Raw genomic sequence first — 23,487 nt, 5'->3', positions numbered from 1 at the left:
TGCCAAAGCCTCCAATACTAACCGTTATTATTTCCGCTGCTTGAACTGCAGGGTGATCGTCGTGCCTAAATCAGGCAAGCTAAATACATCGACCTTTCCCTCATGCAAATCAACGATTCGTTTGGCTATAGACAAGCCGAGGCCTACGCCGCCGGTTGTACGGCTTCTAGCGCCATCTACACGGTAGAAGCGCTCGAACAGATGCGGAATTTCATTTTCCGGTATGCCCATGCCTTTATCTTTGACATCGATTTTGACGATATGTCTTGCGAGAGAAATCGTCACATCAATCGGCTCTTTCGAATATTTAATCGCATTGTCCAGCAAAATGACCAAAAGCTGCCTGATTTTATCTTTGTCGCCGACCATGCGAACGACCTTGGACATCGCTTTCACTCGAATCGGACGCCCGAAGGTTGTTTGAAGCATCGTTGCAAGCTCATCGACGACTTGGACGACATCGAACAGCTCCTGACGCAGCCAATCCTCTTGCTCGGCCTCGGCAAGCATGAGCATCGATTTCGTTAAATTTTGCAAACGGTTGGCTTCCTTATCGATAGCCTCGATTGCTTCATTGCGCAAGCTCTCGTCATCGCGTCCCCATCGTTTCAGCATCCCGGCATAGCTGCTGATGACCGTAAGCGGCGTTTTTAGCTCATGCGAAGCATCCGCTACGAACTGCTTCTGCTTGGCAAACGTGCGGTCAAGCCGCTCAATCATTTGATTAAAAGCACGAACGAGCTGTAACAGCTCTGCGGATTCTTCGCGGCTGTTCAGCTCGATTTGTCTGAGCTTGCCGCTCCGATCGATTTCCCGCATCGTATTAACCATCTGCTGAATAGGGGCCGTAAGTCTGGAAGTAAACCAATACGTACCGAATATAGCGAACAAAATGGCGCCTCCGCTCGTCACGCTAAGCGCGGCGACCAGCACTTTCAAGTAGTCGTCCAGCTCGTCCAATATCCGGTTAACCTCAAGCATCGCGATGACGCGATTCCCGTCATAAAGCGGCACGCGCATAAATATAATACGCTCTCCGCCCTTCGTAATCATCCCGGTGTGATGATGTGCCTCGAAGGTAGCCGGCAGCTCCTGAAGCAGCTCGTTCGAGCCCGAAATATTAACGACTCTGTTATTAGGCGCTATAATGCGAATCATTTCGTTTAAGTTGTCATACTCATTGAGCAGCTCCGGATAATTCAACCCTCGCCCGCTCTGAATTCGGGGATTCTCCAGCATGAGATTCACCTTATTCGCAATAACCTCTTCTTCGCTTTCCGTTGTAATTTTGATCACATAAAAGTAAACGAATATATTGAACAGGATCAAAATAAAAATTAACCAAAAAATAGTAAAAAGTGTAAACCGTTTGCGCAGTGTCATGCATCCGGCTCCTTTATCATATAGCCTACTCCGCGTACGGTATGAATGAGCTTGTGGCGGTAGCCCTTGTCGAGCTTCTGGCGCAAATAGCGGATATAAACATCAACCAGGTTCGTTTCGCCGATAAAATCATAGCCCCAAACTTCTGATAATATATCTTCGCGCGATTTTTCATCATTTTTGTTTTCTACGAGATAAACAAGCAGCTCAAATTCACGCGGCGTCAGCTCGATTAAAATATCTTTCCGGTAGACTTTGCGCGTGCGCAGCTCAATCGTCAGATCGCCTACTTTTATCATGTCAGAGCCTTCCGCTTCACGCGGATACTGCTGGAATATGCGCAATATGTTTCGCACGCGGGCAAGCAGCTCTTCCATCGCAAAAGGCTTCGTAATATAATCATTGGCGCCATGCTCGAAGCCGCTAACCTTATCCGGCACGGTATCGCGGGCAGTCAATAATATAATCGGCACCGGATTGCCCGCTTGGCGCAGCAATCTCAGCACTTCAATGCCGCTCATCTCAGGCAGCATGACGTCGAGCAGGACTAGCTCCCAATCTCCTGTCGAAGCCATTTCATAACCGGTGCGGCCGTTGGCGGCCGTTCCTACCGTATAGCCCTCATGCTCCAGCTCAAGCTGCAAAATTCGGGAAATGCCCGCTTCATCTTCTACGACAAGGATACGTTCTTTCATCTTAGAGGTTCACCTGCTTCCAGTTGTAAATATTCCCTTACCTTAAGGGAATAGCGACGTTCTTTACGCGAGAACGAATAAATTTATCATAATGAAGACGTTTCACAAATGCAAGCAAGCCGATCTACAAAAAAAGTAGACCGGCGATTGCCGCGAGTAAGACAGCTTGCCAGGGTGGACGTTTCCATAGTTGCAAAAAAATAAATAGCACTATTACAAACACAAATTGAATGGATGTCTTAACCGTATCTACAAATATAGGATCATATAAGGCCGCTAGAAGGATACCGACGATGCCGGCATTCACTCCTTTAAGAGCAGCCTGCGCAGCTCTATTTTTCTTCAGGGATTCCCAATACGGCAATGCGCCAATTAATAATAGAAACGATGGCAGAAAAATAGCGGCCAGTGCTATGCCCGCATAGACAATACGCATGCGCCCATCCTGAATCGCGGCGCCGATATAGGCTGCGAATGTAAACAATGGGCCCGGCACCGCTTGTACCGCACCATAGCCCGACATAAATTGATCATTCGTTAGCTGGTTTACTCCAGTTCCAAGAAATGCATCTTCCAGCATCGGAAGTACGACATGCCCTCCTCCGAATACGAGTGAGCCGGCGCGGAAAAAACCATCGATAAAGGATAATAAAGCTGATCCGGTCCAGCGGCTTAAGAGCGGCAGCAGGAACAGGAGCAGAAAAAATAGGACAAGCATGCATACAGCGGCTACGCGGCCTGTCGTCCGCGGCGCATTCTGATCCTTCCCGTTGACAGCTGTTTCCTCTTGCGGCTTAAGCAGTACGAATCCGATCCCTGCGCATAACAAAAGAGGCAATAGCTGCCCCCACATGCCGGGCAGCAAAATGGCCATCCCCGCTGCACCAAGCGCTAGCGTTCCTCTCAAGCGGTCCGGCGCTAATGTTCTCGACATGCTCCATACCGCTTGAGCTACAATCGCTACGGCAGCAAGCTTTAAGCCTTGAAGCCAACCAGCATCGCCCAGTAATATGACGTCCGCGCCATAGGCAAAAGCGATCATGAGAATGGCAGACGGCAGCGTGAAACCAATCCACGCCGCAATCGCGCCGATTATTCCTGCACGGCCCGCCCCGATCGCCATACCAAGCTGGCTGCTGGCAGGTCCTGGAAGAAATTGGCATAACGCTACCAAATCAGCAAATGCCCGCTCATTAAGCCACTGTCTCCGTACGACATATTCATCACGAAAATAGCCGATATGAGCGATAGGTCCTCCGAATGAGGTCAGTCCAAGCTTGCATGCGGTCCAGAACACTTCCCACAATGCTGCAAAGCTAAAGCCTCGCCGATTCATTTATCCATCACCTCTGGGTTTGCATCGACCAAGCTTCTACATCCCACGTTTTTGTTACCCAATCCTCATAAAAATCAGGTTCGTGAGAGACGAGAACGACTGTACCCTTGTAGGCTTGAAGCGCTCGTTTCAATTCCGCTTTGGCGACGATGTCTAAGTGGTTCGTCGGTTCATCGAACAAAATCCAGTTGCTCTCGCGCATCATCAGCTTGCAGAGACGAACCTTCGCCTGCTCTCCACCGCTAAGCTGATTCAGCGCACGTGTAATATGCTCGTTCTTCAAGCCGCAGCGGGCAAGCGCAGCCCGAACCTCATGCTGGTTCATAAAGGAAAACTCATTCCATACGTCCTCCAGCGGAGTCATCGTTGGAGCCTTAGCTTCCTGCTCGAAATAAGCAGAAGATAAATAATCACCAAGATAGGTCTTGCCTGCAAGCGGAGGAATAACACCAAGAATCGACTTGAGGAGCGTTGATTTACCAACGCCGTTGCAGCCAACGATAGCAATCTTATCGCCGCGCTCGATCACCATATCCATCTTAGGCAGAAGCGGCTTATTGTATCCGATAACCATGCCGTCTGCTTCAAATACGGTCTTGCCGCTCGTTCTGGATTCTTTAAAATTAAAGGTCGGCTTTGCTGCCTCCTCTGGCTTGTCGATGCGGTCGATGCGGTCAAGCTGCTTCTCGCGGCTCTTTGCACGGCCGGAAGTCGAAGCACGCGCTTTATTGCGCTGGATGAAATCCTCTTGTTTTTTAATGTAATCCTTTTGCTTCTCGTAGGCGTCGATATGCTGCGCTTTGTTCAGCTCAGACATCTCAAGAAACTTCTCATAATTAGCCGAGTAACGTGTCATCTTCGTAAATTCAAGATGATAAATAACGTTGACGACCTGGTTCATAAAGCCCGTTTCATGTGAAATAAGAACAAAGGAATGCGGGTAATTTTTCAAATAGTTAGTCAGCCAGTTAATATGCTCTTCATCCAAATAGTTCGTAGGCTCATCGAGCAATAGGACGCCCGGCTTCTCAAGCAGCAGCTTGGCGAGCAGAACCTTCGTCCGTTGTCCTCCGCTAAGCGCCGTTACGTCGCGGTCAAGACCGATTGCATTAAGTCCTAAACCATTTGCCATCTCATCGACCTTCACATCGATTAAATAAAAATCGCCGATCTCAAGCTCCTCTTGAATTTCGCCCATACGGACTAAGAGCTGATCCAGTGTATCCGCATCGGCATCACCCATTTGCGCAGCTATAAGGTTAAGCTCCTCTTCTAATTCAAGCAATGGCAAAAACGCATCCTTCAAAACGTCTCGGATTGTTTTGCCTGGTTCTAGCTTCGTATGCTGGTCCAAGTAACCATAACGAACGCGGGGCGTCCATTCCACCTTGCCGTCATCCTTCAACAGTTTTCCTGTCAAAATATTCATAAGCGTGGATTTCCCTGTACCGTTCGCGCCAACCAGCCCGACATGCTCCCCCTCCAGCAAACGGAAAGATACATTTCTAAACAGTACGCGATCGCCAAACGTATGTGATAATTGCTCAACTGTTAACAAACTCATTTGTTTTTATCTCCATTCATGTATACAACTTAATCAAAGACTGCAAATTACTCGATTTGCCCGTATCATTGTACCACAAAAACGGTCAATCTGTGTTTATTTCCTTGTAAAGGAGCTTAAAAATAGGCAGCAGCGCCTGATCCAGCCGCTTTCTTAGACGGGCGTCATCCGCAGCCCATCGGCCATTCCATTGCAGCGTCAGCATGGTCTCCTCCGGCAGTCTTGGCACAATAGCATGCGGCCGCTCCGGGAAAAGGGATAACCATTCGTTTCTGCCTCGAAAAGAAAGATCCTTATTCGCGATAAATTTCAATTTCCCGCCCGACGCTTGCAGCTCTTGCCTTAGGGAGTTAAGCTGTCTTAATTCATCCGCTTGCCATTTGGCGACGGAGGGATCACCAACAACAAATACGAGTCGTGCTTGCTTCAGAAGCTGGTGAGCATCCGGCTCATGCCAGTTCGCGGATAAATCGATCAGGTTGACCAAGCCTCCTGCATGCCGAAGCATTTGTTCAAATCGCTGCTCATCATGCGTTGACTCGGAATTTGTACCGGATAGAAGCGAAAACCAATTCACAGACCGCTCTTCTTGTTTATAATGAGCGTAACGTCTGTCCAGCGCTATCCTTTCCTCCCATCCGTCCTTCCTTAAACACTTACGTCCCGATAACCAAACATGCCATTCCGGTCTGGCATGTTCATATTCGGCTGCCGTAACGGAAATGCCCTGCTGCCCTAGCATAGCTGCAAGCGTAAGCGATAGAAAGGTTGCTCCTGCTCCCGGAGCTAAAGACAGAACGCAAATCAGTATTCGACGGGTCTCCGGACGCCGCATATTTATTATGGTATTCGCAAACAAAGGATCATCGGGTAATAGAGGCGTTAAAAATGGCTTAATGGCCTCCTCTACCTCAAGCATGGACCGATATCGCAATTGCGGATCTGACTGCAGCAATCGGCTCAGAACAACTTTGAAGCCATTTGAAATATCGTTCTGCAAATGTGTGAACGGCTCATGCCCGCCTCTGCTTCCGCCTGTCCGCTTATAAATGATCCCGCCGCTAGCCATATAATAGAGGAGAGCACCAAGCCCATAAATATCAGTCCTTTCATCGCTTTGCCCTGTCCCCTCCTGCTCCGGCGCTGCAAAGCCAACCGTTCCCAGCTGAGCGGTATCCTGCTGCTGTCCTGCTTTAAATTGCCGCGAAATACTGAAATCGATCAGCTTGACATGCCATTTGCTGTCGATCATGACATTCGTCGGCTTCAGGTCACGATGGATAATGGGCGGCAAATGACTATGCAAATGGCTGAGCGCGGAGCAAAGCTGTAAACCGATATGGACGATTTGCATAAACGTCAGCCCCGCGCAGCTTGAGCGAAATAGCTCAGCAATGGTGTGGCCGTCTATATATTCCATGACGAGCACTTCACAGCCCTGCTCATGCGGAGGAAAATAATCGACGATGACAGGCAAATGCTGATGGCTGATCTTCATCATCATATTCGCTTCACCAGCATACCTGCCGCCGCCTCCTCCCGGCATTGGCGCAATCACCTTAACCGCTCTGAGCTTGCCCGCAAGCTTCAAATCATCGGCGGCATACACAACCCCCATACCGCCTCGCCCTAATATGCCAACGATACGGTAACGTCCGCCGAGCACCGTTCCATTCGGGTAATACGCGAACGGCCTATCTGAGCTTTCCATGCTTTCCCCTCCTAAACTTAAACAAAAAAAGCATCCCGACGCCGTTTGTATCGTTGCAAACGGCATCAGGATGCTTTCCTGATTTCATATTTATTAGTGCTACTTTACCATATTTTCGGGCATTTTAACAATCTGCCGATTTATTAAAATACACGTTTTTTGGAATGGAGCAGCTCTGCCAGAAACGCTAGAGCAAGGCCTTGCCCCCATCCCTGCACGCGTTTATGCGCCACGTCGCGATAGCCTTCCAAGTCATTCATGACAGCCGTTCCGGCGGATACGTTCAGCACTGAGCCATCCTCGGTAATTTGACTTAAAATGCCTTCGATCGACCGTTGAATATATTTGTTGTACAACGAACCAAAAGCGAACAAGCCCGTCGCTATCCCCGCCGATCCCGAAGTTTCGTGGTAGGACGTATTGTCGTTTAATACGGTGTGCCATAATCCATTGTCGGCTTGCAAGCGAACGAGCGTGCTTAGCTGATCCCGCATTGAGCCTTCAATGATCATAAACGACGGATGCTGAACGGCAATATGAGGCAAAGCTTTAGCCATCGTAAGCGCAGCCCATGAGTTGCCGCGTGCCCAGAAGATGGAGGACATATGGTTTTGCGCGATATGATCCCAGCCATGGTAATACAAATTCGTAACAGGATCCTGCAGAAAATGCTCGTGGCCGTGATACTGCTTTAAGCCATCCTCCAAATAATCGGCGCGGCCTTGCAAATGTCCCATCCGCACGAGGAAATAACCGGCCATCATCATCGTATCTACCCATGCCTGCTCAGGGAAATTATACGTTTCCGAATTTACGGTATGCTGAAAAATTCCGTCAGCGAAGCGAACCGCGTCATGTTTTAAGTACTCAGCCATTTGAATGGCGACATCCAAATACTTTTGATCGTCGGTTGCCTTATAAAGGGAGATCAGCGCATGTCCGATCGACACGCCGTTAACGGATAGCTTAGGCAGTCCGTCTTCCAGCTTCTCGTCAACCCATCCCTGCAGCAGCCTGATGTAGCGTTCGTTTCCCGTTGCTTCATAGGCTTCCGCCACTCCGTAAAAAGCGACTCCTCCCGGCCAATCCCAACTAAAGTCCATTCTAAATGTACGGTCTACTACACGATCGATAACGTCACGAATATGATTCTCGTCAAATTGAAGCTGCGGCATTTCCATCTTCCTCTCCCCTGATTCATTCATTTTCTACTTTAATCCGCTTGTACTAATCCCTTCAACGATGTACTTCTGAAAGGCGAAAAATATAGCGAGCACCGGTACCAAGCTGACGATCGACATCGCGAACATCGCTCCCCAGTTTGAGACCGTATCGCTGTCGAGGAACATCTTGAGTCCCATCGATACGGGGTACAAGCTGGGACGGTTCAAGTAAAGGACCGGACCGAGCAAATCCTCCCAGCGCCAGTAGAAGGAGAAAATAGAAGCGGTGGCTAGCGCCGGTACAACCAGCGGCAAAATAATCCGGAAAAACAAACGGAACTTTCCGCAGCCGTCGATCGTCGCTGCTTCGTCCAGCTCATTTGGAATCGTCCGAATGAACTGGATGAGCAAAAAGATGAAAAACGGAATGCCGAAATATTGCGGAATAACGATTGGCTTGATGGAATTGAGCCAGTGGATCTTGGCGAATAAAATATATTGCGGTACCAGCACGACGTCATGCGGAAGCATGAGCGTCACCATCATAATGCCAAACCAGAACGTTTTACCCGTGAAGTTAAGCCTTGCAAAGCCGAACGCGATAAAAGCCGATGATAATACAGCGCCGATCGTTGACAAAATAACGATTTCGAGCGAGTTCATCATAAAATTGCCGAATGATTGACCTGCAATGCCGATCCAACCGATTTTGTAATTTTCCCAAATCCACGGCTGAGGTATAAGCGAATCCGCCGTTGCGAAGATCAGATTGCTTTGCTTGAACGAGCTCATCAGCAGCCACAATACCGGATAAACCATCACTAATGCGAGTGCGGCGACAAAGATATGGTAGATAGGCCATTTCAGTTTTTTTAATGTCATCATTAATGGCCGCCTTTCGACTCGTAATGCACCCATTTTTTGGATGTAGCGAACAAAATTCCCGTTAAAATCGCAATAATAATGAGCATGATCCAAGCCATTGCTGAAGCATAACCCATATCAAAATAGACGAATGCTTGGCGGAATAAGTAAAGTGAATAGAGCAGCGTGCCGTCCAGCGGACCGCCTTCCCCTTTGGAAATAATGTAAGCCGGAACGAATGTCATAAACGCTCCGATTGTCTGCATGATCGTATTAAACAGTATGATCGGGCTGAGCATAGGCAATGTGATTTTAAAGAAGCGAATAATAGAACCGGCTCCGTCCACGTTCGATGCTTCATACAATTCTGGCGGAATGTTTTTAAGGCCTGCAAGAAAAATTAGCATCGAAGAACCAAATTGCCATACCGACAACGTAATGAGCATCCAGAGCGCAGCTGCCGGTTCGGCAAACCATCTCACGCTATCTAAACCGAGTGCATTCAGAAAAATGTTTATGACTCCTTCGTCACCATATAGATTGCGCCACATAATCGATACTGCAACGCTTCCGCCAATAATGGAAGGAAGATAGTAAACGGTCCGATAGAACCCGATTGCTTTCGAGGCTGTATTTAATATCATTGCGATAAATAATGCAAAGGCTAGTCGAAGCGGAACGCCGATAAATACGTACAGAAAGGTTACTTTAAGCGATGCCCAGAACTTGGAGTCATCGGTAAACATGGCCGAATAATTTTCTAATCCGATAAAGGATGGTGTCGACATAAGATCATAATCCGTAACCGAAAAATATAATGATGCCGCTGCTGGAATCAATGTGAAGATTAGAAACCCGATAACGAATGGGCTAATAAACGTGTAACCGATCAAGTTGTTTTTGAGTGATAGCGATTTCATCTTTTCCAACTCCTATACGAAGACTTCCATGCCAGTTATGAAAGAGCGACGGCCGATCTGCCGACCAACCATCGCATCTGATCAAGTTCTATTACTTGTTTTTCTTAAGAATGGAGGTAGCTTCGTCTCTAAATTTCTTAGCAGCTTCTTCTGGCTTGATTTTGTTGTAGTTCATTTGCTCTGCAAGGCTAGTCAACGATTTGAACACTTCAGCAGAGCCGATCGGATCAGCAGGATCCATTGGGGAGCTGTTTGCTTCAGCCCAGGCAACATAGTCATACACTTGAATTTGAGCTTCAGTGGAAACCGCTTTTAGCGCTTCTTTTACTTTAGCCGAAACCGGAACGCCCCGATCGCCCAAAATCAACTTATTAGCTTCGATATCATTTACGAAGAAGCTGATAAATTTAGTTGCTTCTTCTTTTGCTTTCGAATTTTCAGAAACGGAGAAGAACATACTTGGCTTCAAGAACAAACCTTTTTCCATATTAGGGCCAACCATTGGAGCGATCGCTAGCGGACGGTTAGCAACCTGCTGCAGGCCGACATATTGATTGGACCATTGCCATACGCCAATTCCTTGATTGAGTACGAGATGGCTGTCTTCCGCTCCTTTGATTTGAGCAAGCACATCCGGTGAAGGTACTGCGCCGTCAATAACCAGTTTAGCCAGCATTCCGAAGAAATCCGTAAACATTTTATCGTCTTCATAGCCAAGACCGGTACCCTCTGCATTAAACAAAGTTTTGCCTAATGTACGGAGGTAGTAGCCGAAAAACACTTCTGCGCGCATACCGTTATCGAAGTAAAGACCTGCTGCTTTTGCTTTGCCGGCCATTTCAACGTAGTCATCCCAAGTGAAGTTTTCAGGGATGGAATTGATGCCTGCTTTTTTCAGAAGAGCCGGGTCATAGTTAAGGCCTAGCGCGTTTACGCCAAGGTTAATGCCGTATAGACCGTCGCCCAATTTACCGCCGTCAATCGCATTTTGGCTAATATCGCTAACGTCGATTTGGTTCCCTAGGAAAGGAGTCAAATCAGCGAGTTGATTTCTGCCGGCATATTGCGAGTAGTTTTGGGTATCGATTTGGATAATATCAGGAAGCTCGTTCGCAGCCGCTTGAGGCGCCAGCTTTTTCCAGTAATCATCATAGTTCGCATATTCCATTTCAATCGTTACATTCGGATTTTTTGCTTTGTACATTTCGATAACCTTCATTGTGTAATCGTGACGAGGCTGTCCGCCCCACCAAGCGATACGCAGAGTGACCGGCTTCTCGTCCGTCTCCTCTTTTACTTCATTACCCGATTTCGGGGTGTTGGTGGAATTAGCTGTATTTCCATTAGCTAAGTTATTGCCGCTACAAGCACTTACCAGAACGAGTGCAAAAGCCATGAGCAGTAAAAGCATTTTTTTCGGTGCTTTCATTGTGTTACGCCCCTTCCAGACTCTTAAATGTTGTTTACAAGCCTTATTATAGGCCCGATGTCGAATTGCCGGAATTAAAAAAACCGCTTTCTTTGTTAAAAAAACAGAGGTCGCCATTATGGCGACCTTTTGTATTCCGATGGGGTGAATCCTGTATGTTTTTTGAATACCTGACTAAAATATTGCGGATTGTCTCCGAAACCGAATTTTTCGGCAAGCTCAAACACCTTCACATCGCCGGTTTTTTCGATTTCCTCCATCGCCTTGTCCATCCTTAAACGCATGACATAGTTAGAGAACTTCTCTTCTGTTTCCTTCTTGAATAGCTTGCCTAAATAGTCGGCATTCATATACAAAATCTCACTCGCTACCCAGTTAAGCGATAAATCCGGATTCGAAAGATGCTCTTCAATCACTTGAATCATTTTATGAATGATGGAGGAGTGCTTTTTGGTATGCGTTTGGAAGTTGTTCAAGCAAATTTGCTCAGCATTTTCGGTCACGAATTGCTGGGTGGCCCGCAGTGTGAAAAATTGATCGAAGCTGGCGATCTTTTTTAAGTAATCGTTAATTTCCTCCGGATTTCCTTGCCGTACAATCGATATATATAACGGAATGACATAAGACATAGACAGCTGGGTATCCATCCGGCTATCAGCCAGCAATGTAAAAAAGTTTTCCAGCTCGGTCTGTACAAACGACCAGTCACCCGATTTAACATGCATGCAAAGCGGCTCTTCATCGTAAAAGAAAGGCTTATGCGAGCTATCGTCGCCTCTTTCGACATCCTTTTGCGTGATGATGCTGCCTTCTCCCAAATAAAACTGGTAGTTTAAGCATTCCAGCGTATCGCGGTACATTTTGCGGGCATTAATAATTTGTCCGGCATCGCTAACCGCCACAGTAGCATCCAGCTTATAGTAAGTCGAAAAGGTTTGCTTAATTTCATTCAACTGAGCAAATAAAGCGTCAGCTTCCACGATCTCCTTAATCAGCAGCAGCACATGCTTCCCTATCGTCGTGCTGAGGAGCACAATCGATTTGCCGAGTACGTCCTGCGCGATGTTTTTGACTGCGAACATATGCTCGAATTCAAATTGTCCCTCGATTTGAAACAAAAGCAGCTGCACGTTATCATTTTCTACCGTAATATGAAACAGGTTTCCATAGTCGTCCCAGTCGCGTTGACCATAGGTTTTATTTGTTACAAGCTCCTTCAAAAATTGTTCCTTCGCATGAGGAAGCACCTTGGACAATTCCTTCTGAATATTGAGCATGAAGCTTTCTTGCGTATGCTGCTTCTCGAGCTCAGCAATGACCTCGGTCAACGCATCGGTAATCGTATTCTCGTTACATGGCTTAAGCAAATAGTGCTTGACGCCAAATTGCATCGCAGAACGTGCATAATCAAATTCACTGAAGCCTGATAATAAAATAAAAGCGATTTGCGGGTATTTCTCGGATACTTTCTCGACGAGCTGCAGCCCGTTCATACCTGGCATTTTGATATCCGAAATGACGATATCCGGCAGATGGCTTTCTATAAAAGCCATCGCCTCAAGTCCGTTCCGAGCTGTTCCCGCCAGCTCCGTGTGATACGCATTCCAATTCACCTTGCGCGAAATACCTTCGACAATTATCCGCTCATCATCTACAAGCAGCACCTTATACATCGGAATCCCTCATTTCGTAAGGAAGCATCAGCGTGACCTTCGTGCCTCCGTTTAGCTCACTCTCAACTTTCAGACCATATGTTTCGCCGTAAAGAAGCTTTATGCGGTCCTCAATATTTTTTAAGCCTAAGCCTGAGCCTTTCGGTTTTACTTGGCCGCTCAATAGCTGAGCGACAAATGGCTCCTCCATACCCGGACCGTTATCCTCTACCGCGATGTATAACAACCCATTCTCCACATAAGCATGAATTTTTATCATACAGGTGTCAATCATTTGTTCAAGCCCGTAGTTGATCGCATTCTCGACGAGCGGCTGCAGCGAAAGCTTAGGAATACTGCAATGCAGCAGCTTCTCCGGCATATCGACCTGAAAGTCCAGCCGTTCCTCGAATCGGTATTTTTGAATGGTGATATAGTGATTAATGATGTCAAGCTCCTTGCTCAGCGGAATGAGCGGCTCCTTCAGGTTGATCGAGGTTCTGAGCAATGAGCCTAATGCTTCGACCATTTGGGAAATATGCGTCTGATTGTTTAGCTTGGCCGACCAGTTTATCGATTCTAACGTATTGTACAGGAAATGCGGATTAATTTGAGCTTGGAGAGCCTTAAATTCCGTATCGCGAATCGTAAGCTGCTTCACATAGTTTTCATGTATAAGCTCATTGATTCGTTCGACCATTATGCGGAAATTACGATGCATTTGACCGGCTTCATCCATCGCGAGCGCTCTCTCATTCGGTTCTTCGTTATACTCGAAATTACCGAGCTGCACCCTCTTCATCTTAGCGTTCAATCGTTCGATAGGCTCCGTAATACCGTTAGCGAATCCGACGGCAATGATGAGGATGACGACAAACAACACGATGAAAATAACAATAATCGTATTTTTCACCTTTGCAACGCGGTCAAAGATATCATCGAACGGAATTAACGTATAATAGGTCCAATCGGTATACGTTGATGCGATATAAGTAACGAAATACGGCTTGCCTTCGTAACGAATGACCTTGTAGCCTTCATCGCCAGGCAGCGCCGACAACGTATCAATTGGAAATGCGGATGCTTCAGGATAAACAGCTTCATCGTTTTTCATAATGATCAGCTGGGCGTCATTACTGTTCATGCCTTTAGCTAAGTCGTGAAATAGCTTGGCCATATCGATACGAAGCGCTAATGTACCAATGTAATCCAGCTTCAGCTGCTGGAATGAACGCACCTCTCGCGCGGCAATCAAAGACTTATCGTTGCTGTAGGGAGCGATCCAAGTATTCCCCCCCTTATTTACCGCCGTTAATTTCTTATACACGCTCAAACGATCCGGATACACCGTAATCGAGTTGGCCCCTACTGCGTATTCATTATCGTTCACGTCATAAAGCTGCGCAGAGAGTACATATTTATCTAGCGCTCCGATATTAACCATTCGTTCCTTGACCGTCAATTGAACGACATAGTTATCGTAATCAGACAAGCCGCTCTTAATCGATCTCAAATATTTTTGAATGGTTGAGTCCGTCGCTAACATGAACGTCAGCTTCTCCATCTTTTTTAGTTCGTTCTCGATGCTAATTGAAGATAAGCTAAGCGCCTTGGAAGATTGCTTGTAAATTTCCTGATCATAAAAATCGAACGCATATTGTTGGATGATTATCGCAAGTACGGCTACAACGAGCATAATGACAGAAATTAACACAAACATTTTGTACTTGATCCGCAAATTTGTATAAAGCGCTTTCAAGTTGGGCACCGCTAAAAGCCTCCTTCAAGCGTTAACAGCAAACGCCAAGTAAGTAAGTAAGTAAGTAAGTATGCTTCCTTTTCGATAGAAGAAGAAAGAGCGCCCTGCCTTAAGGCGAGGGCGGCTAGCGTTATTTTTTGATCAAATATAGCGTAATCTCTTCCCGGTTATGGAACAATTGCTTCGCTTTTTGAAGCGTGAATTCGGTTGACAGTCTTGAAATGACGTCTCGGATCGTTTGAAGCGGCTTCCGGTGCATGAGCTTAACCGTAATGATTGCTGTTGCTCCCTTCGTAAGGGCAGGCTCCAGATCAAGCACAAGCTTACACATCAGCATAGGACTCCAGCTCATATCGCAGACGAGTAAGTCGAACGAGCTGGCATTAAACTTTACTTCCGAAGCATTACGTTTTAAATAGGTTAACGTCGGATAGGCCATTAAGGATGGATGTAGTTCTGCAGGATCGACAGCGGTTACCCGCAATCCACGCTCCAGCAGAAGTGATGTCCAGCCGCCTGGCGCTGCGCCTACGTCGAGCGCATTCCGATACCCGGCGTAATTAAGCCCGAATTCCCGCTCCGCTTCAAGCAGCTTGAACTTAGCACGTGATACCTGTCCTTCTTCACGCTGGAAGCGAACCGCTCCACCCGGCCAATCCGACAGCATGTCGGGTGGCGTTCCGAAGCCAACATAAAGCTGATTGACCGCAGCATAAATCGCAATGATAATCTCCGGCTGTTGCACAACGGGCTCCGCACCGATCTCTTCCAGCACCGCATCAATCACAGCCTTCGTATCCGCAGCCGAATAAACAAACTCTGACTTTGATAGACGTCTAATATGGACGCCAACTCGTTTATTTTCAAAGCTCAGCACGGCATGACGCACCATCTCTGACAATTGCTCTAAATCATTCGCATTTCCAGCAATTTCGATCGTCCGGTCCACCGGCTGCACATGCCGTAAAAAGATCGGCTCCTGCTGACGAATGGCTTGCTGCGTCTCTTCCCGATTTTGCGGACTCGACATTAAAAACACTTCACCTGCCGCCAGCTGCGTAAATGATGCACCCTCGATCAGCTTCCGAAGCTCTTCCATTGCATATGGTGCATAAGTTTGATTTGCTGTTCCGATCCATTGACTCACGTGTTTAAACCTCTTTCGTATATGAATTACCCTGGGTCCCTAAAAGGGATTTGCCCCCCTGCCCCTTAAGGGGTTATACCCCAAATCTGTGAGGGCTTGTACACCTGTACCCAAACATTAAATTAAAACCTCAGACCCTGAAGGGCATATAACCAACCTTAAAAGGCTTTTCGAACCCACCCAAACCCTCCCTTCCAAGGGAGGGCTCCGAGGGTTGCACCCTCTGGACACCTGCAAATGGAATAACGTCGGAGTTGACAGGTGCTCGCGAGCTTCGTTAGTTTAGGAGCGCTTTCGTCCCTGCGGGACACGCTTTAAATCGGTACCAATTGAGTTACTTGAACACCTAAACCTGAGTAACGATCAAGTTGGTGTGGTGATTGATTGTTACGCTTGAGCTTGGAGCGCTTTCATCCCTTCGGGACACGCTTTGTTTAGAGCTGTTGAGATTACTTTTTAAAATGGTTGCGTATTTAGTTTCAATTCATGAACTTAATTTGTCCATTGCATGCATTATAGCTGAATTAGTTACAATTCGTGAAACTAAACCTGGCTATTTCGAGGAAGTATCTGAAAACCGGTTTAGTTTCGAGAATGGCAACTAAACTAACACATTTTTAAGTGTACCTTCCAATAGTTTCACGAAATGCAACTAAATTAATCCACACGCCTGAAAACGTGTCCAAGTGGGAAGAAAGCGTTCCATCCGCTATAAGTAGCTTGTCCACTACTATGTTCCTCAAACGTTTCTCGGTTTTCAAGTGACCCTCACGGTCTCCAATTCAAGCGTATCCCGAAGGGACGAGCGCTCCTATACTAACGCAGCCCTTTGAGCACCTGTCCACCTCCCACGTTAGTCCAGTTGCGGGTGTCCAGAGGGTGCAACCCTTGGGGCCCTCCCTTGGAAGGGAGGGTTTGGGTGGGTTCGAAACGCCTTTAAAGGTTTGGTTATTTCATTTATAGGTTTGGTCTTCCAGCAATTTCATTTAATAGCGAATCCGGCATTGGGCCATTGTATAACCGGGTCTCGGCCGGCGCACTTGTTGATAACATGTCGTACATTTGCATGCGGCCGGCTGCGCTCGAGGTGTGTAGGTAGATTTGCTCCGGGTAACGGCCAGTCTCTACGATATGGCGAACCACTTCGTAGCCGGTAGGCTGAGCCCATCCTAAATCATAATCGAGTGACAGAATTCCGACTGTCTCGAGATCAAGCAGCTGCTTGCATTCTTCCGCGTTGCTTGCCAAAACGAAACCTTTTGGACATAAACGATAATCATCTAAATAAACATGAATCATGAATGAATCCCCCGTTCAACCATAAGATTCAAAGCTTGCTATATCACTGATCCTTTTGGCAGTCTGAACAAACGAATGCTTTCCGGCCAGAAATGTCTATTTTCTCGATTACGCCGCCACAGCGCTGACAAATTTTACCCTCACGGTCGTAAATTTTAAAATGGTCGTGATGTCCGCCTGTCAAGCTGTCCCCCTCGGCAAAAGGCTGCACTCCCGCTCCGCCTTGTGAAATCGCTTCATTTAATATACTATGCATCGCTTCGTATAGGCGTTCCCAAGTCTCACGTTCAAACAACGGAATTTTTGCATCGGGGCGCACGGCCGCAGCATAACAAATTTCATCGGAATATATGGCTCCGATACCCGAAATTACATTCTGATCCATTAAAGCGGTTTTGATCGCTCCGCGTTTCTTGGCAAAACGCGCGATGAAGCGGTCGACCGTCAGTCTTTTATCAAAAACATCCGGTCCAAAACGTCCAAGCTTCTCCTCGACTTCCTTCACCGTTAAAAGCTGCAAATCATCCGCTCGCAGCCCTAAGCAAAACAATATGACATCGCCAAAATACAGCTTCACTTGCGCTGTGCGCGTCGGTTTGTCAGCTTCGCTGCCTTTATACAAATAAGCTCCTTGCCCCAAATGCAGCAGCAGACGCTTTCCATTGTCCATATGCAGCAATAAATGTAAGCCTCGTCTTTCAACAAACCAAATTACTTTTCCAACAACATCTCGCTGTACTTGCTCCTCGTCAGCTTGAAAAGCCTTTACATTCGATATCTCAATACCGGTAATCTGGGCTCCTGCGAATTGCTCCGTTAATAAAGCCCGATAAATGTCCAGTTCCGGTAATTCCTGCATGAAGCTCGCTTCCTTCCTATGTTCTCCGTTTCATTTATTTTATATCTCTCTATGGTCAGAAATATACGAACGAAGCTCTTCTAAGTTTTCGCAAACGATATTTGGCTTACAGCCGGCCTGTTCCATGTAATAATCGATATTTTGAGCCGTCGTAAGTCCTGTTAATACAAGTATTGTGCCACACCCGGCAGCCTCGCCAAAAGCGATGTCCGTTGCCATATTGTCGCCGACTACCCACGTTTCGTCAGCCTTTAAACCGATCTCTCTTAGAGAGTAGTTCATTAAAATAGATGAGGGCTTGCCAATCAGAACAGGCTCCTTGCCTCCCGCAGCCTTCAGCATCGCTCCTATGGAGCCCGCACCCGGTATGAGCCCGTCGCCGGATGGAAGCAGCAGGTCAGGATTCGTCAATATGAACTGCGCTCCGCGATGAATATACCGGATCGCCTTCGTTAAGCGTTCATACGTGAATGACCGGTCTATTCCTTGCAGGACAAAGTCCGGCTGATCTTCCGTCAGCAATAAGCCAGACTCCTGCACAGCCTTTCTTAAACCATTTTCCCCTACTACAAATACAGCAGCTCCTGGTTTTAGTCCCGCAATATGCTCCGCAGCCGCTTGTGCGGAAGTGCATACCTCTTCGGCAGCGGCGGGAATGCCCATTTTCAACAGCCTTTCCGCAACCTCTTCAGGCGTCGATGATGAGTTGTTCGTCACGAAACGAAAAGGAAATTTAGATTGTCGCAAGTAAGAAATCAGCACGTCAGCACCGTCGATGCGATGCGTGCCATGATATAATGTACCATCAAGATCAATAAGTAAGCCCCGCATTGCAGTTTGTTTCCCTGTCATAGCTGTAATCCTCCCAAGCGTAAACGGCAGTTGCCGCAATTTGGTGACTCAGCTAACGTTTTCCGTTAAAAGTTAAGCCATTATATAGAGTTGCAACTGTCTGTTTTACGCCTTTGTTCTATTTTTAAAATCCTGTTTATTGTATTTGTTTTTCCGTCTTGCGCCGCAGCCGCGCAATTCGATTGCGCAGCGCCTCAAGCTCTGCTCTGTTTTTGGTATCCCGGCGAACGAGCGTAGAATGATTTAATGTATGCTCAAAAGCTAAGTTCGCGTACCCTAATGCCGTTTCGTAATCCTTGCGTTTATGCTCATAATACATAGCAAGCTCGATGCTCGCTTCATGTGCTGCCGTACCAAAATTAGACGAGGAATGAATAATAGCCTTCTGCCACAATAACACAGCACGAATCCAATTTCCAGCCTTCTTGTCGCGAGCCGCAAGCATGAGAAGCGTTGATGGATTCGCGTGATCCGACTCCATAGCCAGATTGTACAATTGATAAGGCAGCTCGTTTTTGCCCATTCGCTCCAGCCACAGTCCAGTACGGACCATTTCCTCCGGCTCATTAGGCAGCGGAATAAATGAATCTATATTGCCATTTAGTAAGTGTCCAAATCGAATGGCCAAGCATGCAAGGGAGAGCATATCCGATTCATTGTGACGAAATACACCTTCAAGCGGTGCAGGATCCCCATTCGCCAAATATTGAAAATAAAGCTGAGGCGCCAGAGAGCCCGGTACATCATCCTCGCGGTGAATACCGAGCCTTTCCTCCTCGACATGACTTAATTTGCAGGAGACTAGCGTATTTCTCCATACGGATCTCGCGGGATGTAAAAAGTCGAGATGCTGCGGCTCCCACATTTTACGGCCTAGCCCGTTCATAATGAAGCGATTTTGGACAAGCGGCCAATCGAAGGCTTTACCGTTGTACGTCGCCAGAAAAGTGTAATGCTGCAGCTTCTCCGCTAAATAAATGAGCATCGCTCTCTCTTCTGCCGGATGTCTAATCAAGGTTTGCTCGATAACAAAATGTTCCTTCGACATATAGCCTATGCCGATCATAAAAGGAACGTTCCCGGCTCCAACGCCTAAACCTGTCGTTTCTAAATCAAGAAACAATATTTGCTCGGCAGCCGTTTGAGAAGCCGGATGAAAAGCTGATAAGCCCGGCGCCGCCTCGTGCAGCTCTTTTATGACATGATGACCATGGTGAAAATCACTTGCATATACAATCTTCCGAAGCAGGAAGCTTCCGGTTGCATTCTTATGCAGCTTTACGTCGAACGTCTCCCACACGGGTGAGAGCCAATCCTCATCCTCTTCAAGCAATGGATCCTGCTGAAGCTCATTCGCAAAGGCTGTTGCCTCAGCCTGCTTCTCCTTAACCTTCTCCGAGCTGTCTCCCCGCAATCGATTCATTCTATCGCGCATACCGCTCATCGATTACCCTCCGCTTCATTCAGAAGCTCCAGCGCTTGCTGCTTTCCAAGAAGACCGACCTCTTCGATAGGACCGACACAGGCCGGACAGCCGCTTAAGCAGGTACAAGAGCGTATCAATGATTTGGCTTGCCGAATGAGCTCATCATGCACTTCAAACAATCGCTCGCTGAGTCCGATGCCGCCAGGATAACGGTCATAGAAGTAGATCGTCGGCTTCTGCGTATGTACGGCCTTTACCTGCGGTACCACTCGAATGTCGAAAGGATCGCACATTAAATAGAGGGGCGCGATGTGCACGAGTACGTTAGCGATGCCCAGCAGGGCAAATTGCATCTCGTTTTTACTTTTGCGGGCTGCTGCTTCTTCGCTGAATGAGAACCAGTAGCCACTTGTATGCAGCTCTTCTTCAGGCAGGTGAATAGGGCCCGATCCGATATTTTCATGCGTGCGAAGCTTTATTTTTTTGAAAATAGTCGGCTTTGCATTTACCGTCAGCTCTCCATACTGTCTGATAAGCTCGCCTGACTCCCGCTCCTTATCGACATAGAGCACCTTCAGATCAACCGCTAAATGGGCATCCGTATAGTAATCAACATTAACCTCGCGAACATAAGCCTTTTTCTCCGGATAATCGAGCTTCTCAACTTGAAACTGGACGCCTTCATGTATATAGATCGCTTCCTCATGAATAAGCGTCGGAGCGCTGAAGCGGTCAACCTCGCCCAGAACCCGGCTGTCGTTCGTGTTGTCAATAATGACAAAATTTTCTTGCGCGGCCGACCGCAGGGAAATGTTATGCGCGGGAAAGGACTGCTCCATCCAAAACCAGCGGCTGCCTGCCTTATGCAGCACCTTCTCCTCCACCAAAAACTCCATCATGTCCTCAAGTGATTCCGAGCCGAACGTATCTCCTATTTCAAAAGGAAGCTCATAGGCCGCGCACTTCACATGATCCATGAGCACGAGCAGGTTATCGGGGTGGATTAACGCTCGCTCAGGCGGCCGGTTAAAGAAGAAGTCCGGGTTCTGAATCATATACTGATCGAGCGGATTGCTGCTGGCGACCATAAACGTGATGGAGCTTTCTTGCCTTCTGCCCGCGCGTCCGGACTGCTGCCAGGTACTGGCGATCGTGCCCGGATAACCGTTCAGCACGCATGCCTGCAGCTGACCGATATCAATGCCGAGCTCCAGCGCGTTTGTGCTGACAACGCCGCGAATTTCTCCGGACCGCAAGCCGCGCTCGATTTCTCTGCGTAATTTTGGCAAATAGCCGCCGCGGTAGCCTCTTATCGATTTGTCATTCACCTTATCGCGAATCAGTTCCTGCAAATAAGTAAGCAGCAGCTCAACCCGGACGCGGCTGCGCGCGAATACAATCGTCTGCACACCCTGTTTTAGCAGCAAGCCGGCAAGCTTGCGCGTCTCTAGCACGCTGCTTCGACGGATCCCGAGCTGTTTGTTCACAACGGGCGGATTATAAAATACGAAATGCTTCTCCCCCATCGGAGCGCCGTTGTTGTCTACAAGCGCAACCTTTTCTCCGATTAGACGCTCCGCATGTTCCTGCGGATTATCGATCGTGGCGGAGGCGCATATGAATTGCGGCGTCGAACCATAAAACCTACATATTCGTTTTAACCTGCGAATGACGTTTGCTACATGGCTTCCGAACACCCCGCGATAAGCATGAACCTCATCGATAACGATAAATTTAATATTTTCGAATAGCTTGACCCATTTCGTGTGATGCGGCAATATCGCCGAGTGAAGCATGTCAGGATTCGTGACTACGATATGTCCGGCATTTCGAATGGCCGTTCGTACAGTTGGAGGCGTGTCGCCGTCGTAGGTATGCGTCTTAATCCCGACGTCCATTAGATCGGCGAGCGCTTGCAGCTCAGCTACCTGATCCTGAGCCAGCGCTTTCGTCGGAAACAAATAGAGCGCTCTGCCCTCTTCGTTTTCCAGCAGTGACTGCATGACGGGCAGGTTGTAGCAGAGCGTCTTTCCTGAAGCGGTCGGCGTTACGGCAACTACATGATGTCCTGCGCGCGCGGCGCGGTATGCTTCAGCTTGATGCGTATATAATTCGCTGATTCCCCGGGAACGCAGCGCTTCTTTCCATGCATGATGCAGTCCATCCGGCAGCGGAGCGGTACGCGCCTCACGTGGAGAAATGGTCCGCCAGTGCGTCACATTGTCCATGATCTCGGTGTTTAGCCGAACCTGCTCTAACCATTCCTCCAAGCCGGAGGTTTTACCTGTAAACCGGTTCATGACCGTCCCTCTCCCATCAAACATACGTTTCTTTATATTTTACAGAATACATGTTCGGGCTGCAATTTAATTTAACAAAATAGATGGCGTCCAGTGAATTGACACTAGATAGAGGCTGGGCTATATTAACTAGAGAATATATATTTAGACAATTACCTAAATTTCTAAAAAGTTGAAAGTTAACTTCGAAAGGACGGCTTAGATGTCAATCAACCTTGCCTTCAAAGCGCTTTCCGATCCGACTAGACGTAAAATTTTAGATTTATTGCGCGAGCGCGATCTCACAGCCGGAGAAATTGCAGACCACTTTCAAATGACCAAACCGAGCATCTCCCATCATCTCAGCCTTTTGAAGCAAGCGGATCTCGTATGGGATGAACGACAAGGGCAGCATATTTATTATTCGCTTCATACGACCGTCTTCCAAGATTTAATGAAATGGATCATTCCCTTTCAGCATAACGGAACCGAAAGGAATGAAGCCGAATGAAATCGAGCGTATTATCTTGGATCATTGTTGCCATTGCCGTCATCGCGAGCATCGTAACCTATCCCGATTTACCAGAGCAAATGGCTATTCACTGGAATGTAACCAACGAAGTCAATGGATTGGCGCATAAAGCATTTGCACTTTTGCTTCTGCCGGCGTTAATGGTCCTCATGATCGTCATACTTCCCAGAAAGCAAAACTACAACAAACACAAGCCCAGTATGCTGATTGTTCAAAATATCGTCCTGCTCAGCCTCCTTGTTCTGCACAGTGTCACGATTGCCTTTGGCTATGGGTTAGAAATCAATATCGTAAAAGTCATCCTGCCTATGGTCGGCCTTATATTTGCAGTTACAGGTAATTATATGCCGCGCTTTCAGCCAAATAGCTATTTCGGCATAAAAACAAGTCAAACGCTTGCAAACGAGACCGTTTGGAGAAAAACGCATCAAGCAGCGGCCAAGTTTTATGTGTATGGCGGCTTGCTTCTGATCGCAGCCGCATTTGTCCCTGCACCATATCAAATGATCATCTTCTTTGGCATTATCGTCCTGATCGTCCTCGCTTCCGTATATTTGTCGTTTCACTTTAGTAAAGACAACAAATAAAGCAAATACGCGAGGTTGCCCTCGCGTATT

19 protein-coding genes are annotated in these 23,487 nt (G+C 47.4%); 2 read left to right on the top strand and 17 right to left on the bottom strand.

Annotation, left to right across the window (positions count from 1 at the left end):
* Window positions 1-27 precede the first annotated feature (27 nt).
* From ASG81_RS27280 to ASG81_RS27200, 17 genes are all read right to left on the bottom strand, one after another.
* Window positions 28-1,383 carry a HAMP domain-containing sensor histidine kinase gene (locus tag ASG81_RS27280; RefSeq protein ID WP_056642123.1) on the bottom strand — a complete coding sequence of 452 codons (1,356 nt, stop codon included), beginning with the start codon at window positions 1,381-1,383 and terminating at the stop codon, window positions 28-30.
* Window positions 1,380-2,078: a response regulator transcription factor gene (locus ASG81_RS27275; RefSeq protein ID WP_056642119.1), complete on the bottom strand. Its 699-nt coding sequence runs from the start codon at window positions 2,076-2,078 to the stop codon at window positions 1,380-1,382. The genes ASG81_RS27280 and ASG81_RS27275 overlap by 4 nt, the downstream gene beginning before the upstream one ends.
* Before the next feature lie 124 nt (window positions 2,079-2,202).
* Window positions 2,203-3,414, bottom strand: a complete 1,212-nt coding sequence (gene chrA, locus ASG81_RS27270; RefSeq protein WP_056642117.1) for a chromate efflux transporter — start codon at window positions 3,412-3,414, stop codon at window positions 2,203-2,205.
* Between the two features lie 7 nt (window positions 3,415-3,421).
* Window positions 3,422-4,978, bottom strand: coding sequence for an ABC-F family ATP-binding cassette domain-containing protein (locus ASG81_RS27265; RefSeq protein WP_056642115.1), 1,557 nt, complete (start codon window positions 4,976-4,978; stop codon window positions 3,422-3,424).
* Between the two features lie 85 nt (window positions 4,979-5,063).
* The gene (locus ASG81_RS27260; RefSeq protein WP_056642112.1) at window positions 5,064-6,689 is read right to left on the bottom strand and encodes a serine/threonine-protein kinase; all 1,626 of its coding nucleotides are present in this window, start codon (window positions 6,687-6,689) and stop codon (window positions 5,064-5,066) included.
* A 143-nt stretch (window positions 6,690-6,832) separates the two neighbouring features.
* Window positions 6,833-7,864: a glycoside hydrolase family 88/105 protein gene (locus ASG81_RS27255; RefSeq protein WP_056642514.1), complete on the bottom strand. Its 1,032-nt coding sequence runs from the start codon at window positions 7,862-7,864 to the stop codon at window positions 6,833-6,835.
* Window positions 7,865-7,897: 33 nt separating this feature from the next.
* Window positions 7,898-8,734, bottom strand: coding sequence for a carbohydrate ABC transporter permease (locus ASG81_RS27250; protein WP_056642511.1), 837 nt, complete (start codon window positions 8,732-8,734; stop codon window positions 7,898-7,900).
* Window positions 8,735-8,736: 2 nt separating this feature from the next.
* Window positions 8,737-9,636 carry a carbohydrate ABC transporter permease gene (locus ASG81_RS27245; protein WP_056642109.1) on the bottom strand — a complete coding sequence of 300 codons (900 nt, stop codon included), beginning with the start codon at window positions 9,634-9,636 and terminating at the stop codon, window positions 8,737-8,739.
* A gap of 91 nt (window positions 9,637-9,727) precedes the next feature.
* The gene (locus tag ASG81_RS27240) at window positions 9,728-11,065 is read right to left on the bottom strand and encodes an ABC transporter substrate-binding protein (RefSeq protein WP_056642106.1); all 1,338 of its coding nucleotides are present in this window, start codon (window positions 11,063-11,065) and stop codon (window positions 9,728-9,730) included.
* Window positions 11,066-11,181: 116 nt separating this feature from the next.
* Entirely contained in the window at window positions 11,182-12,738 is a 1,557-nt protein-coding gene (locus ASG81_RS27235) for a response regulator transcription factor (protein ID WP_056642103.1), read from the bottom strand.
* Complete coding sequence (locus ASG81_RS27230) at window positions 12,731-14,485, bottom strand: cache domain-containing sensor histidine kinase (RefSeq protein ID WP_056642100.1); 1,755 nt, start codon at window positions 14,483-14,485, stop codon at window positions 12,731-12,733. The genes ASG81_RS27235 and ASG81_RS27230 overlap by 8 nt, the downstream gene beginning before the upstream one ends.
* 121 nt (window positions 14,486-14,606) lie before the next feature.
* The gene (locus ASG81_RS27225) at window positions 14,607-15,623 is read right to left on the bottom strand and encodes an SAM-dependent methyltransferase (RefSeq protein ID WP_235549051.1); all 1,017 of its coding nucleotides are present in this window, start codon (window positions 15,621-15,623) and stop codon (window positions 14,607-14,609) included.
* Between the two features lie 957 nt (window positions 15,624-16,580).
* Complete coding sequence (locus ASG81_RS27220; protein WP_056642094.1) at window positions 16,581-16,922, bottom strand: cyclic-phosphate processing receiver domain-containing protein; 342 nt, start codon at window positions 16,920-16,922, stop codon at window positions 16,581-16,583.
* Between the two features lie 43 nt (window positions 16,923-16,965).
* Complete coding sequence (locus ASG81_RS27215; RefSeq protein ID WP_056642091.1) at window positions 16,966-17,781, bottom strand: Fpg/Nei family DNA glycosylase; 816 nt, start codon at window positions 17,779-17,781, stop codon at window positions 16,966-16,968.
* Between the two features lie 39 nt (window positions 17,782-17,820).
* Window positions 17,821-18,633, bottom strand: a complete 813-nt coding sequence (locus tag ASG81_RS27210; protein ID WP_056642085.1) for a TIGR01457 family HAD-type hydrolase — start codon at window positions 18,631-18,633, stop codon at window positions 17,821-17,823.
* Between the two features lie 136 nt (window positions 18,634-18,769).
* Window positions 18,770-20,077: a ribonuclease H-like domain-containing protein gene (locus ASG81_RS27205; RefSeq protein WP_056642082.1), complete on the bottom strand. Its 1,308-nt coding sequence runs from the start codon at window positions 20,075-20,077 to the stop codon at window positions 18,770-18,772.
* On the bottom strand, window positions 20,074-22,359 hold the full coding sequence (locus ASG81_RS27200) for a DEAD/DEAH box helicase (RefSeq protein ID WP_056642080.1): 2,286 nt from the start codon (window positions 22,357-22,359) through the stop codon (window positions 20,074-20,076). The genes ASG81_RS27205 and ASG81_RS27200 overlap by 4 nt, the downstream gene beginning before the upstream one ends.
* Before the next feature lie 202 nt (window positions 22,360-22,561).
* On the opposite strand from ASG81_RS27200, the gene ASG81_RS27195 reads away from it, so the two are divergent.
* Complete coding sequence (locus tag ASG81_RS27195; RefSeq protein WP_056642077.1) at window positions 22,562-22,849, top strand: autorepressor SdpR family transcription factor; 288 nt, start codon at window positions 22,562-22,564, stop codon at window positions 22,847-22,849.
* The gene (locus ASG81_RS27190; RefSeq protein WP_056642074.1) at window positions 22,846-23,457 is read left to right on the top strand and encodes an SdpI family protein; all 612 of its coding nucleotides are present in this window, start codon (window positions 22,846-22,848) and stop codon (window positions 23,455-23,457) included. The genes ASG81_RS27195 and ASG81_RS27190 overlap by 4 nt, the downstream gene beginning before the upstream one ends.
* Window positions 23,458-23,487: the final 30 nt, after the last annotated feature.

This window comes from Paenibacillus sp. Soil522, from assembly GCF_001428245.1.
GTDB lineage: Bacteria > Bacillota > Bacilli > Paenibacillales > Paenibacillaceae > Pristimantibacillus.
Note: the sequence above shows the minus strand (reverse complement) of the source record. Positions and strands in the feature narration are given on the sequence as shown.

Excerpts from the sequence above, each read along its gene's own strand:
- ASG81_RS27280 (WP_056642123.1), bottom strand. The coding sequence starts at position 1,383 with ATGACACTGCGCAAACGGTTTACACTTTTTACTATTTTTTGGTTAATT.
- ASG81_RS27275 (WP_056642119.1), bottom strand. The coding sequence starts at position 2,078 with ATGAAAGAACGTATCCTTGTCGTAGAAGATGAAGCGGGCATTTCCCGA.
- chrA (WP_056642117.1), bottom strand. The coding sequence starts at position 3,414 with ATGAATCGGCGAGGCTTTAGCTTTGCAGCATTGTGGGAAGTGTTCTGG.
- ASG81_RS27265 (WP_056642115.1), bottom strand. The coding sequence starts at position 4,978 with ATGAGTTTGTTAACAGTTGAGCAATTATCACATACGTTTGGCGATCGC.
- ASG81_RS27260 (WP_056642112.1), bottom strand. The coding sequence starts at position 6,689 with ATGGAAAGCTCAGATAGGCCGTTCGCGTATTACCCGAATGGAACGGTG.
- ASG81_RS27255 (WP_056642514.1), bottom strand. The coding sequence starts at position 7,864 with ATGCCGCAGCTTCAATTTGACGAGAATCATATTCGTGACGTTATCGAT.
- ASG81_RS27250 (WP_056642511.1), bottom strand. The coding sequence starts at position 8,734 with ATGACATTAAAAAAACTGAAATGGCCTATCTACCATATCTTTGTCGCC.
- ASG81_RS27245 (WP_056642109.1), bottom strand. The coding sequence starts at position 9,636 with ATGAAATCGCTATCACTCAAAAACAACTTGATCGGTTACACGTTTATT.
- ASG81_RS27240 (WP_056642106.1), bottom strand. The coding sequence starts at position 11,065 with ATGAAAGCACCGAAAAAAATGCTTTTACTGCTCATGGCTTTTGCACTC.
- ASG81_RS27235 (WP_056642103.1), bottom strand. The coding sequence starts at position 12,738 with ATGTATAAGGTGCTGCTTGTAGATGATGAGCGGATAATTGTCGAAGGT.
- ASG81_RS27220 (WP_056642094.1), bottom strand. The coding sequence starts at position 16,922 with ATGATTCATGTTTATTTAGATGATTATCGTTTATGTCCAAAAGGTTTC.
- ASG81_RS27215 (WP_056642091.1), bottom strand. The coding sequence starts at position 17,781 with ATGCAGGAATTACCGGAACTGGACATTTATCGGGCTTTATTAACGGAG.
- ASG81_RS27210 (WP_056642085.1), bottom strand. The coding sequence starts at position 18,633 with ATGACAGGGAAACAAACTGCAATGCGGGGCTTACTTATTGATCTTGAT.
- ASG81_RS27205 (WP_056642082.1), bottom strand. The coding sequence starts at position 20,077 with ATGAGCGGTATGCGCGATAGAATGAATCGATTGCGGGGAGACAGCTCG.
- ASG81_RS27200 (WP_056642080.1), bottom strand. The coding sequence starts at position 22,359 with ATGAACCGGTTTACAGGTAAAACCTCCGGCTTGGAGGAATGGTTAGAG.
- ASG81_RS27195 (WP_056642077.1), top strand. The coding sequence starts at position 22,562 with ATGTCAATCAACCTTGCCTTCAAAGCGCTTTCCGATCCGACTAGACGT.
- ASG81_RS27190 (WP_056642074.1), top strand. The coding sequence starts at position 22,846 with ATGAAATCGAGCGTATTATCTTGGATCATTGTTGCCATTGCCGTCATC.